This window comes from Trichocoleus sp. FACHB-6, assembly GCF_014695815.1.
GTDB lineage: Bacteria > Cyanobacteriota > Cyanobacteriia > Cyanobacteriales > FACHB-T130 > Funiculus > Funiculus sociatus.
The window spans coordinates 1-12,933 of record NZ_JACJOY010000085.1 but is presented as its reverse complement, the minus strand read 5'-3'; the positions used below and the strand labels follow the sequence as shown (position 1 = coordinate 12,933).

Annotated in this window: 10 protein-coding genes and 1 pseudogene; 7 read left to right on the top strand and 4 right to left on the bottom strand. The window is 44.7% G+C overall.

What is annotated here, in order from left to right:
* The first annotated feature begins 262 nt into the window (after positions 1-262).
* Entirely contained in the window at positions 263-1,327 is a 1,065-nt protein-coding gene (locus H6F66_RS16230) for a fatty acid desaturase (RefSeq protein WP_190423152.1), read from the top strand.
* A gap of 92 nt (positions 1,328-1,419) precedes the next feature.
* On the opposite strand, the gene H6F66_RS16225 is transcribed toward H6F66_RS16230, so the two are convergent.
* Positions 1,420-3,291, bottom strand: coding sequence for a DnaJ domain-containing protein (locus H6F66_RS16225; RefSeq protein ID WP_190423150.1), 1,872 nt, complete (start codon positions 3,289-3,291; stop codon positions 1,420-1,422).
* Between the two features lie 323 nt (positions 3,292-3,614).
* Here H6F66_RS16225 and H6F66_RS16220 point away from each other — a divergent pair, with 323 nt between their 5' ends.
* Complete coding sequence (locus H6F66_RS16220) at positions 3,615-3,896, top strand: HNH endonuclease (protein WP_190423148.1); 282 nt, start codon at positions 3,615-3,617, stop codon at positions 3,894-3,896.
* Between the two features lie 16 nt (positions 3,897-3,912).
* Here H6F66_RS16220 and H6F66_RS16215 read toward each other — a convergent pair whose 3' ends face one another.
* Positions 3,913-4,749 carry a tetratricopeptide repeat protein gene (locus H6F66_RS16215; RefSeq protein ID WP_190423141.1) on the bottom strand — a complete coding sequence of 279 codons (837 nt, stop codon included), beginning with the start codon at positions 4,747-4,749 and terminating at the stop codon, positions 3,913-3,915.
* 478 nt (positions 4,750-5,227) lie between these two features.
* On the opposite strand from H6F66_RS16215, the gene H6F66_RS16210 reads away from it, so the two are divergent.
* The 3 genes from H6F66_RS16210 (at position 5,228) to H6F66_RS16200 (ending at position 8,658) form a co-directional block, all read left to right on the top strand.
* Positions 5,228-7,252, top strand: a complete 2,025-nt coding sequence (locus tag H6F66_RS16210) for an elongation factor G (protein WP_190423139.1) — start codon at positions 5,228-5,230, stop codon at positions 7,250-7,252.
* Positions 7,253-7,517: 265 nt separating this feature from the next.
* The gene (locus H6F66_RS16205; RefSeq protein ID WP_190423137.1) at positions 7,518-8,435 is read left to right on the top strand and encodes a prohibitin family protein; all 918 of its coding nucleotides are present in this window, start codon (positions 7,518-7,520) and stop codon (positions 8,433-8,435) included.
* 34 nt (positions 8,436-8,469) lie between these two features.
* Positions 8,470-8,658 carry a transposase gene (locus tag H6F66_RS16200; RefSeq protein ID WP_190423136.1) on the top strand — a complete coding sequence of 63 codons (189 nt, stop codon included), beginning with the start codon at positions 8,470-8,472 and terminating at the stop codon, positions 8,656-8,658.
* A gap of 219 nt (positions 8,659-8,877) precedes the next feature.
* On the opposite strand, the gene ctpC is transcribed toward H6F66_RS16200, so the two are convergent.
* Together ctpC and ispG are read right to left on the bottom strand one after the other, a co-directional pair.
* Positions 8,878-10,167, bottom strand: a complete 1,290-nt coding sequence (gene ctpC / locus H6F66_RS16195) for a carboxyl-terminal processing protease CtpC (protein WP_190423134.1) — start codon at positions 10,165-10,167, stop codon at positions 8,878-8,880.
* A gap of 188 nt (positions 10,168-10,355) precedes the next feature.
* The gene (gene ispG, locus H6F66_RS16190; RefSeq protein WP_190423131.1) at positions 10,356-11,573 is read right to left on the bottom strand and encodes a (E)-4-hydroxy-3-methylbut-2-enyl-diphosphate synthase; all 1,218 of its coding nucleotides are present in this window, start codon (positions 11,571-11,573) and stop codon (positions 10,356-10,358) included.
* Positions 11,574-11,590: 17 nt separating this feature from the next.
* On the opposite strand from ispG, the gene H6F66_RS16185 reads away from it, so the two are divergent.
* Together H6F66_RS16185 and H6F66_RS16180 are read left to right on the top strand one after the other, a co-directional pair.
* Positions 11,591-11,743, top strand: coding sequence for a hypothetical protein (locus H6F66_RS16185; RefSeq protein ID WP_190423129.1), 153 nt, complete (start codon positions 11,591-11,593; stop codon positions 11,741-11,743).
* 131 nt (positions 11,744-11,874) lie between these two features.
* Positions 11,875-12,684: pseudogene (locus H6F66_RS16180) on the top strand (serine/threonine-protein kinase); the annotation flags it as partial.
* Positions 12,685-12,933: the final 249 nt, after the last annotated feature.

The window sequence follows — 12,933 nt, the reverse complement described above, 5'->3', positions numbered from 1 at the left end:
TGGAGCTTAAGCTGCCATTTTTTAGATTGCATCTCTCTAAAGGAGTAGAATATGTTAGGGTTTACAGTTATCTTTAAAAAATCTATTAATAGCGCGGGTTTCAGAAAAAAGGATTTTCATTTAAACTATATTTATTGATAATAAACGAAAAAATTTTTAAGCTTCTTTTAACGAAACCAAAAACAAATATATCTCTTAAGATAGGCTACAATAAGAATCTGTTAAGTTAAAATACCGGTCTTTAATTTTGGATAACCAAGTAATGATTCCTCAATCAGAGTACGCCAAAAAATTGCGTCCTCTTCTTCCTGATGCTGCGTTTGCACCCGACCCCAATAAATTATTCATTTTATTAATTAATGTAGCAATTCTGATATTAGGGTGGGCGATCGCATCTAAATTAGACCACTGGTCTGTATATTTATTGTGGCTTTATTTACCGCTAAGCCTGGTGATGGGCAATAGTGTCATTCTCTTACTATTCAGCTCCCATGACCTGATGCACGGCAGCGCGATTAGAAATTCTCGCCTGATGCGTTTGGTTAGCTTTCTGGGATTAACGATTATGTGGATGCCACCGACGTTGTGGAAAGCAGTTCATAATCGAGTGCATCACAATAATACTAATTCCCTGAAAGATCCAGATCGAAATTATTTATATCAACAGCCTGATACTTGGGGAAAATGGATTCAAAATCTATTCGTCCCATCTACTGAAGTTAATCCGTTATGGTTCACTGTAGGCATGACATCAGCATGGCTGGTTCATACTTTTCGCAACCTAACTTCGGTGGTGTTGTTTAATAATGAGTCTGTAGATTATGTGCCTGCGGCTTTTAAAGTGAGTGGCAAAGATAGGCAAGCGATCGCGTGGGAATTTCTATTAATCTTAGGGATTCATTTGAGTATCATCACCTATCTAGACTTTAACCCCATCAAACTCCTACTCAGCTACTTCCTCCCCCTAGCAATTGGCTACGCTGGTGTCATGTTTTATATTTATACAAATCACATGATATGCGAGATGACCAGCGTTAACGATCCACTAATAAATAGTGTTTCTCTACGAGTTCCCAAAATCTTTGATTTGTTGCACTTAAATTTCTCCTACCACACCGAACATCATATTTTCCCAGCGCTGAACTCGGACTATTATCCAATGGTTCAAGACTTGTTAATGATACACTATCCACAACAACATAACTTATTAGATGCTGGCGAAGCTTGGAGATTATTACTGCAAACTCCCCGGCATTACAAAGATGAAACTACATTCATAGATTCCTTTGGAGATCAGCCTGTTACTTGTCCTCTGGGCAAGAATTAAAAGCTTACTATAGCGCTCCTAAATAAAGCGTAAAATTTTCTTTGTAGAGACGTTCTATAGAACGTCTCTACTCATGAGTTGGGTAGGCTGCGTTATCTTAACCGAACCGTATTGCCGCCTATTTCTTTCCGGTACTGGTCATAAGCCTGATTAATTACCTGCATTGTAGCTTTAGCACTAGCAGAGGAATTAATATCAGGATGATACTGCCTTCCCAAGCGAATGTATGCACGCTTCACATCTTTAGGATAAGCACTTTTTTCCACACCCAAAACTTCCCACCATTCCCCAGATAGCACAAAGTTAGATTGAGATTTATTCGTCTCACAGGACTGATGCCAAATTTTAATAGTGCCGCCATTAGCGCCACTCACCAAAGTATTTCCATTACCACTAAAAGCAACCGCATCACGTCCAGAAAGAGTTTCTAGGAGTTCTCCAGTGTGCAGTTTCCAAATTTTCACGCTGTTGGTGCTGCCACTGGCGAGAGTTTTTCCATCGGGGCTAAAGGCAACAGAATTAACCCCAGATGAATGTCCTGAGAAAGTGCGAATTAATTCTCCAGTTTTGAGATTCCATAACTTGATTGTGGTGTCTCCACTCCCACTAGCGAGAGTCTTTCCATCGGGGCTGAAGGCAACAGAATTAACCGAACCGGAATGCCCAGCGAGAATGTGGTGCTGTTGTCCGCTAATCAAATTCCAAAGCCTAATAGTTTTATCAGCACTTCCACTAGCGATAGTTTGGCTATCGGGGCTAATAGCAACAGACAAAACCGCATCTGAATGTCCATTAATAGTACGGATTAATTTTCCCCCGTACCCATTCCAAAGCCTGATAGTTTTATCGGCACTTCCACTAGCAATAATTTTTCCATCCGGGCTGAAGGCAACCGAGTAAACAAAGCTGGAATGACTGTAGGGTGAGTTTAAATAAAAGAAGGTGCGGATAAATTCATTTCTTCGCAAATTCCAGCTAGTAATTTTTTGATCAAAACTGCCACTGACAAGAGTCTTACTATCTGGACTAATTGCCACTGAATAAACTTCCTGTGCTTGTCCAATAAAGGTAAAAATCTGTTTTCCTGTTTTCAGATTCCACAAAGTAACTGTTCTATCATCACTCCCACTGGCAACGATTTCACCATCGGGGCTGATAGCAACGGAATTAACCGAGGCTGAGTGTCCTTTAAGAGTATGTACGCATTTCCAAGAATGAGATGCCTGTGCCTCTACTCGCACCAGTTTTGCTTCAATTTCTGGAGAAGAAAACTTGCTTTTTAAGGGCTGTGTCGTGGTGGCAGAAGTTTCAGGGGTTGCAAATGACTTGACATTTGGTTTAAAGAAGTTTGAATTAGTTTTTGGCTGCATTTTAGCCTTCAATTCCTCTAACTCACCCTCCAGTTCCCAATTAGCAAATTTTCTTTCTACAGCATCACCAGCTAACTTTTTTTCTAATGCTGCAAGTTCTAATTCTAAAAGTGCCTCGGTGTAAGCGTCTTGCCACAATATTTTTTCTTCCATCCGCCCAAAGGCATCTATCGCACCCATTAAACGCTCTCCAGGCTCCGGTTTGAGAGCTTTGTGCAACCCATAAATTCCCAGTCCAATTACTGCACCAACAGCCGTCATCGGAGCCATGCCAATTCCTACAGCCGTTCCTTTAAAAGCTAATCCCATACCGCCAAAAACTGAGTAAAAACTAGTGCCACCTGCTGCACCAATTCCTATGGCACCTAAAGCGAAAGTATCTGCTTCTCCTATCGCTGTAAAAGCGCCGTAGACAGCAGCCCCAGCAACAGCTCCCGCCGCCGTAACTGGTGCCATACCAAGCCCAACAGCTCCAAATCCTCCAACTAATCCCATCCCGCCAACAGCGGCGGAAACTCCGGCACCTGTCGCCGCGCCTGCGGTAACAAATGTTGCACCTGGGATAACACTATTTTTCTGATAATTTTGATACATGAATTTTGCAAGGGCGCAGGATGAGGTTCATGGAAGCGATCGCTTCTTTCTTTAATACACCTACCACTCTCTCCCTTAGTTCTAAATTCGTATATTTACCGAATTTTCTCTAATATAGCAATCCTAATTTATTTATCAAGCTCTCTCTTTTCTCTTCCTCTGCGTCCTCGGTGTCTCAGCGGTTCGCTCATCAAATAGGGTGGCTCTAGAAATTATTATAATAATTATATAATTAAACAAGTAATGCTTGTAAAGAGCATAACTTTGTTAAAGGCAATGATAATTTATTTTACCAAGTAAGGGAGTAGGAGTTCTAGCAATCAATGCAGTGCGAATTGTGCGAAAGAGATGTAGAAAAACTAACTGTACATCATCTAGTTCCGCGACAGAAAACCAAGCGAAAAAATGAAGATCCAGGCCCTACTATAAATATCTGTTCTGCCTGCCATCGACAGATACATACTTTGTTTGATAATACGAGATTAGCCCAAGAACTCAACTGTGTGGAAAGACTGAAGGATGAACCTCAGATGCAAAAATTTTTGTCTTGGGTGAAGAAGCAAGATCCGGCTAGGCGCGTCAAAGTGCATCGCACCAGCAATTAATTTAGCCGGGTGAGCCTTAATTAGGATTTTGCGCTCTTTGCAATAATTCTTGAGAATTCCTCACCCACTGGGTGTTACCTTGAGCAGCATAGAGGTCTTTGGCGTATTGTAGCAATTGTTGAGCATCGCTGTATTTGCCTTGGCGCAAAAAGACTAAACCCGCTGCATAGTAGGCATTGGCGTAATTAGAATTAGCTTCTGCTGCTTGGCGAAAAGCGTTTAAAGCTTCGTCTAATTTTCCCTGATTCATTAGGATTGAACCGAGATTGTAGTGAGCTTCAGGGTATTTTGGGCTAATTTTCAGAGCTTGTTGAAATGCTTTTTTAGCTTCGTTAGTTTTATTTTGTTGCAAATAAGATAAGCCCAAATGATAAGCAGGTTCTGGCGCATTTGGACTCAACTGCATAGCTTTTTTAAAAGATGCGATCGCTTTCTCCCAATCTCCTTGCTGTTCCCTGACCAAACCCAGATTGTAATGCGCTACCCCCAACTTGGGATCGATTTCCAGCGCCCGGACTAAATAATCACCCGCCTGCTGTAAGTTGTTGCCCTCCAGCAGCGCAGCGCCTAAATTAGCAAAAGCTAAGGCAAATTTGGGATCGGCTTGTGTCGCTTGGTAAAAGGCATCCGCTGATGGTTGCAATTGCCCCGCCTGCCGCAAAGCTAGGCCTAAATTGTAATGTGCTGGTGCCAGTTTGGGATCGAGTTGGGTGGCGCGTTGAAAGGATGCGATCGCTTCTGATACTTTCCCCTGTTGAATCATCTGCAAACCCTGATTTACCGAATCCACCGCCTGTGGCGCTTGCGCGACTGTTATAGGCGTAGAAGTTGGTAAAGCGGCAACCGGGGGCATTATCCCCACTAGTAACAGCGAGAGCCTAACGACTAAAGTTAAGGGCCTACGAACAAAGTTCGCGAACGCCGGGTTTTTTCGTGCGGTTCCAGGCTTGGGCCTGTGAGGTATATTTATCCATTCCAGATGCCGATGCCTTCCCATTTTTCGAGTCACCTTTTTGTTTACAATTGTTACGCTTGTTGACCTGATATCCAGTATTTTTCTAACAAATACTTTTTAATCTGTTTCATTTATTGATAAAATTTACGCTTATTTAATAGTAATTTATCTAAGTTAATTTTTGGGTGAGTTTGCTTTAAAAGAAATTGCAACTTTCATTTCAGGGAAGTCAAACGCGCTAATCTCACAGTCAGGGATCAATAAATCCATACGGCTAACAAGCAGTTAATGGCACCCCGAAAGGAGAGCGGGAACATCCCGCCTGATTGCTAATGGTGCCAATCTGCTTCTCTCCTTTTTTTCTTGGAGGTGGATTATGAACGAAAAAGTCGTTTCCGGGACGCGAAATGTTGCAATTGTCGGCCCGTATTTAGGCGGCAAAACTACATTACTGGAAAGTTTGCTGTTCGTCAGTGGGACAATTTCCCGCAAAGGACGTACTGTAGACCGCAACACGGTGGCAGATAGTTCCCAAGAAGCACGCGATCGCCAGATGAGTATAGAGGTATGCACTGCCAGCACAGACTACAGCGATGTCCGCTTCACTTTTGTAGATTGTCCCGGCTCGGTAGAATTTGCACAAGAAACCTATAACGCTCTCATTGGCGTGGATGCAGCGATTGTAGTCTGCGAACCGCACACCAATCGCGTCCTCACCCTCGCACCTTTATTCAAATTTCTCGACGACTGGGAAATACCACACCTAGTCTTCATCAACAAAATGGATCGGGCGAACAACAACTTCATGGACGTGCTAAACGCCCTGAAAACAGTTTCCAGCCGCCCGATCGTCCCACACCAGTATCCCATCGGTCAAGGCGAACAACTGACCGGATTTATCGACTTGGTGAGCGAACAAGCTTATCATTACCATCCGGGTGCGCCAGCTGACCCGGTGCCAATGCCAGAAGACTTGAAAGAACAAGAACAAGCAGCACGCACAGAGATGCTGGAAGCATTGGCAGATTTTGACGACCACTTGCTAGAAGAACTGCTAGAGGAAATTAACCCGCCCCAAGAAGAAATTATCCAAGACTTGAAAATGGAGTTAGGGGCAGATTTAATTGTGCCTGTGTTCATGGGGGTTGCTGAGCAAGATTATGGAGTGCGGCCGCTGTTGGAAGCTTTATTGCGAGAAGCACCAGATCCCGCAACTACTGCCGAACGTCGGGGAATTGTTCTCCACGCCGATGCTCCCTTAGCGCAAGTTATTAAAACCTATTACACTCCCCAAGGTGGGAAACTCTCCCTCGTGCGGGTTTGGCAAGGTACGTTAACAGATGGAATTGTCCTGAATGGGGTTCGTGTTGGCGGATTGTACCGCTTGATGGGACAGCAACAGCAAAGTGTCACACAAGCCCAAGCTGGTGAAATTGTGGCACTGGGACGCTTGGAAGCAATTAAAACAGGGGATACCTTGACAGCCGATGCACAATTGGCAACCGAATTACCGAAAGCCGAGCAGACTTCCCCAGTATACGCAATGGCGATCGCGCCCGAAAAGCGCAACGACGAAGTTAAACTCAGCAGCGCCATAGCCAAACTGCTAGAAGAAGATCCCTCCCTCGCCTGGGAACAACATGGCGACACTCACGAAGTCATCCTCTGGGGACAAGGCGACATTCACCTGCAAGTTGCTCTCGACCGACTGCGGCGCAAATACAACCTGCCCATGACAACCCATCTGCCGCGAGTTCCCTACAAAGAAACCATTCGCAAAACTGCCCCCTCAGTTCACGGGCGCTACAAGCACCAAAGCGGCGGACACGGGCAATTCGGCGACGTATACCTGGAAATCAAACCCCTACCCCGTGGCGAAGGCTTTAACTTCAATCAAACTATTGTTGGCGGTGTCGTTCCTAAACAATATATTCCCGGCGTTGAGATGGGAGTGCGGGAATATCTCACTCATGGCCCCTTGGGTTTCCCAGTCGTCGATGTAGCGGTAACGCTGACAAATGGTTCATACCACTCAGTCGATAGTTCGGAACAGGCATTTAAACAAGCTGCTCGAATTGCCATGCAGGAAGGAATGCAAAAGTGCGAACCAACCCTGCTTGAACCGATTACCTCAGTTCAAGTATGCGCCCCCAGCGAGTTTACCTCCAAAGTCCTCCAACTGCTGAGCGGACGGCGGGGACAAATTCTCGGCTATGAAGCTAAATCAGATTGGGCAGGTTGGGATTGCGTTTCCGCGTATTTACCCCAAGCTGAGATGCACGACTTTATCGTAGAATTGCGAAGTCTTACAATGGGCGTTGGCTTCTTCAACTGGCAACACGACCATCTCCAAGAAGTCCCCGGAAAACTAGCTGAAAAAGTCTTAGCCACCAACGGCTAAAAAAGGCAAAAGGAAAAAGGCAAAAAGAAGAGAAAAAACACAAACTAGACAAAACATAGAAACGTAAGTAATCTTACTCTTTTTCCTTTTTCCTTACCGTATGGTTTATTTCAAACTTGGTGATTAATTACTCTTTAATTCTCAGTAGCTAAAAAAAATAATAGCCCGAATTAGCTTTTTGCTGTTTAATTACCTAACGTTAACCAGCCGGATCTATCATCAAATTAAGTTGTAAAACTTTTTCAAAGCTGATGGAGGGAAATTTATGTCTTTTATAGCTTCACTCCTGATAACGTTAATTTCTATCCTCGTTTTCTTCAATGCTGGTAAAGTTAAGAATGAAAGAGGCCGCTTGGCGGTGCAAGCGATCGCAACGCTCGTTGGAGCAATTGCAGCGCTTTCTACCGTCTTCCGCAGTTTATTGATTATCCCCGCTGGAAATATCGGCGTTGTAGAGTCCTTGGGAAGGGTTTCCGAACGCACCCTTAATCCTGGTGTCCACTTAGTCAATCCCTTTACCGAAGTCGAGATATTTTCCACTCGGCTGAAAGATGTGAAGGAAACTATAGAGGCTACATCCCAAGAAGGTTTAGCTTTCAATATCGATGTCACTCTTCAATACAAACTAGATCCGCAGAAAGCGGCGGAAGTTTATAAAAATATTGGTACTGAAGAGGGAGATATTATTACTTCCCGATTTCGCTCCCTTGTCCGCGAAATTACTGCTAGTTACCCGGCTGTAGCAATTTACTCGACCAAACGCCAAGAAGTTGCTAATCAGCTTCGCCAACGGCTAAGCGAGCAGTTATTACCTCTTGGTTTTGTAGTTGAAGAAGCTTTGTTGAGGGAAGTTAAACTTCCTGATACGCTCCAAGCCGCAATTGAGCAAAAACTCCAAGTCGAGCAGCAAAGCCAGCAGATGAAATTTACTCTAGAAAAAGAGCGTCAAGAGGCTGAGCGAAAACGCATTGAAGCCAGAGGTATTTCTGATTCTCAAAAAATAATTTCTCAAGGACTGAGCGACCGAATGTTGCAATTGAGGGCAATTGAAGCCACTGAAAAACTAGCTCAATCCCCCAATTCTAAAATTGTGGTGATGGGTGGTCAAGGGCAAGGCGGTTTGCCAATCCTGTTACAGCCAGAGATAGGAACTTCAACCAATGCAGCCGCTCCAAGACCCTAGCAGTCTCTGTGTGTGGAATTAATTTTTACTTAAAATGACTGAACCACAAACTTGGTATATTGTCAAGCGACAACATCAAAAATGCGAAATTATCCCCAGCGATCGCGTCGAAGGGGAGGAAGAATCAGCATTTGTGGAACGCTGGGGGCCATTTAATTCCCAAGAGGAAGCGATCGCTCGTCGCATCGGCTTAATCCGCGCTGGAAAATGCCAACCCGCATAATTTAAGATTTTATATTTTATAGCGGTTCGCAGTTGAGTCAAATACAGACCTAACGATTCAACCCCTTCCCTTGTAGTTCCCATGTAGGAAAGGAGAATTAGCCCCTCCCCTACAAGGGGAGGGGTTGGGGAGAGGTCAGAAGTATTACACACAAATGAGAACCGTAGATTTAACCCAAAATCATCAGAAGTCCAGAAACTCCTTCAGGGGGAGGAAAATCTAAAATTTCTTTTCTGCCCTATTTCCTTTTTTCGCAGCAATCTCCTGATTCAGCACATCCAGCGCTTTCGCGTATTGAGGATCGTCCTGAGAGCCGATTTTATCTCGGTCAGTCTGCAACGACTTGCGCTCTTCATCCGAGAGTTCCAGCACCTGATCCGGGACAATTCCCGCTTGGTTGATATCGCGACCCTTGGGAGTATAGTATTTAGCGATCGTCACCGCCAAACCCGAACCATCGCCCAGGCCCCGCACCGATTGCACCAAACCTTTACCAAAGGTCTTTGTACCCACCAAAACAGCCCGCTTGTTATCCTGCAAAGCTCCAGAGAGGATTTCACTAGCGCTAGCCGATCCGCCATCCACCAGCACCACCAGCGGTTTATCAGTCAAGGCGCGATTATTAGCCGTCTCTCGATCCCTTTCTCCCTGGCGGTCGGATGTTGAGACAATAGTGCCTTCTTTGAGCCACATTTGGGCAATTTCAATACTAGAGTATAGTAACCCGCCTGGATTAGAGCGCAGATCCAGAATGTAGCCGTTCACATTCTGCGCCTCTAAAGCTTTAATCGCGTCTGCCATTTCCTTAGAAGCATTAGCGCTGAACTGAGTCAGGCGAATATAGCCAATGTCGCCAGTGGGACTTGTCTTCTTGCTAAAGCGCACCGGATGGATTTCAATCCGCGCCCGTTTCAGAGGAAACATTAATTCCTTGTTCCCCCGCTGAACCGTTAGCGTCACTGAGGTTCCCGGCTGTCCCCGAATCAGCTTCACTGCGTCATTGACATCCATCCCATCGGTAGTTTTGCCATCGATTTTGGTGATGATGTCCTTAGCCAATACACCAGCCTTAGAAGCTGGCGTATCTTCAATTGGCGCAATTACCGTTAACTTCTTGGTTTTTTCATCTTGGGCAAGTTGCAGACCAACCCCTGTTAATTCCCCAGAAGTGTCAATTTGCATTGACTTGAACTCTCCTGGGTCCATGAACCGAGTATAGGGGTCATTCAGTTTCTTCAGCATTTCCCGGATAGCTTCATAAGCTTCTTCCTTGTTGCTGTAAGACTTATTGAGATACTCTTTACGAACTGCGCGCCAATCTACCTTGTTAAAGGTGCCATCCACATAAGAGCGGTCGATGACTTGCCAAACTTCGTCTACTAGCTCCTTGGGGCTTTCGCGCAAGACTGCTAGACTTTTGGGGAGATGAATACCTACTCCGGTAATAGCGATCGCAGCCACTGTTGCTGCTGTCGCACTTAGAACAAGCCCACGTTTTGTAATTACCATTTTCCTGTCTGAGCTGGGGGGAATTACTGCCAAGGAATTACGCTAACTCTAACACAGGCAATTTCTACCCAGCATTAGAGCGCACTTCTCTATCCATCTGCACTAGGTGACAGTCCGGAATTGGAGAATTCGGAGTTAGGAGTTAACAATTCCTGATTCTTCACTCTTAACTCCTAACTTTTCTTAACTTAAGGGTCAATCCAGCGTCCGTCTGCCTTAATTAAATTAATCAATTCTTCAACTCCTTGCGACTCTGGTACTTTTTTTATCTCTTCTCTGCCACGATATAGCGAGATATAACCAGGTTGTTTGCCAACATAGCCATAGTCAGCATCCGCCATCTCTCCGGGGCCGTTGACAATGCAACCCATAACTGCTATGTCTAAACCGGTGAGGTGTTTAGTTGCTTCCCGAACTTCGTGCAGCACTTCTTCTAGGTTAAACAATGTGCGACCACAAGAAGGACAAGCGACATACTCAACCATCGTTTTCCGCAAACCCAAAGCTTGCAGAATGCTGTAGCAGACGGGAATCTCTTTTTCTGGCGCTTCGGTGAGAGACACCCGGATAGTATCGCCAATTCCATCAGCTAACAGGGTAGCAATTCCTGCCGTAGACTTGATGCGTCCATATTCGCCATCACCAGCTTCCGTGACACCCAAATGCAGAGGGTAATCCATTCCCAGTTCATCCATCCGCTTCGCCATCAAGCGATATGCTGCTAACATCACCGGAACCCGCGACGCTTTGAGAGAAATTACCAGGTTGTGGAAATCCAGGGATTCGCAAATTCTGATGAATTCTATAGCAGATTCCACCATCCCTTCAGGAGTGTCGCCGTAGGAAAACAGCATTCTTTCAGCAAGAGAACCGTGATTTACCCCGATTCGCATCGCCTTACCCTGATCTCGCAAGGAAACCACTAATGGTTCTAAAGTTTCGCGGATTTTTTCGCCAATCTCGTCAAATTCAGCTTTGGTATATTCAGTTCTATCTGCTTTTGGCTTCTCAAACACATACAACCCAGGATTAATCCGCACCTTATCAACGTGCTTGGCTACTTCCAAAGCGATTTTCATCCCGTTGTGATGCACATCGGCAACCAAAGGCACAATTTGGTAAGTTTGGATTAATTTCTGTTTAATTTCCGCCAAAGCTTTAGCGTGACCGATACTAGGCACAGTGACGCGCACAATTTCGCAGCCAATCTCGTGCAATCGACGAATTCCGGCAACCGATCCGTCGATATCCAGGGTATCTTCATTAATCATCGACTGCACCACCACCGGATAACCGCCGCCGATGGTGACATTTCCCACTTTTACCGGACGGGTTTTGCGGCGCTTAATGGCGGTGTCAAAAGCGGGTTCGTTAGATGCAGTGTTGGGAATTGGCAGAGTTTGCATAACCTTTTCTTTACTTTTTGCGTTCCTCTCTGTTTCTCAGGGTGCCACAGAAGGGGGCAAGTTTGGCTAAGTTAGGGCGATCGCATTTCTTGCAACATAGCAGAGAATTGTTGTGCGATCGCATGGAGCGCAACCTGAATGCCATCCGGCAGAATATGTCCAGTAGGTAGCTAAGTAAGAAGCCATCGATTTTAGCTACAAAGGTTGTTATTCCGAATTGCCAAACAGTCTCAACATTCTGTGCCAAAATCTTTATCAATGAACAATTCGTGAGCAAACTCCACAACCATAAGTAAATCTGATGCTGGGAAAAACATTGAGTGGGCGCTACGAGATTATTAGCCACTTGGGAGGAGGAGGCTTCGGTACTACCTTCATAGCTGAAGATAGACATCTACCTGGAACCCCTCAGTGCGTCGTGAAGCAACTCACACCCAAAACTATAGATCATCCATTAGCTTTACAAGCAGCAAAGCGTTTATTTAATCGAGAAGCAGAAGTTTTATACCAGTTGGGAAACCATAATCAAATTCCTCGGCTGTTTGCTCACTTTGAGGAAGAGCAAGAATTTTATTTGGTTCAAGAATTTATTGAAGGACACGAGCTTAGACAGGAATTACCAGTTGGTAAAAAGTTAAGCGAAAACTTTGTAATTGCTCTCTTAAAAGAAGTTTTAGAAATATTAGCGTTTGTCCATCAACAAAATGTAATTCATCGAGATATTAAGCCTTCTAATTTAGTTCGGCGTAAGCAAGATGGAAAGCTGGTTTTAATTGACTTTGGAGCCGTCAAACAATTCGGCACTCAGGTGATTAATTCTCAAGGAGCAACGAGCTTTACCATTGCTATTGGCTCACCAGGCTATATGCCCAACGAACAGATAGCAGGGAAACCGCGCTTTAGTAGTGATATTTATGCAGTGGGAATGCTTGCTATCCAAGCATTTACAGGATTACATCCCAGAGAATTACCAGAAGATTCCAACACAAGTGAAATAATCTGGCGCGATCGCGTACAAGCTAGCCCTAATTTAGCAAATATTTTAGACAAAATGGTTTGCTATGACTTTCGTCAACGTTACCAATCAGCTGCCCAAGCGCTGCAAGCTCTCGACGGTGTATCATCAAGCTCCTTTACTCCAACTACCGCGATATCTAAAGTATCCCAAAAACTCAACGCTGACTTAGAAACAACTAAACTGATTGTTACTGACAATCTCATTTCTAAGCATGGAGTGGACTACACTCAGAGGATGTTTTAAAAGTCGGTTAGATAGCAAAAAAGCTCACTCAGTGTAAGCTGCGAATATGTAGTACACAGCACTGAGAGAGCGTTATGAGTAAAGCTTACCCCAGTAATT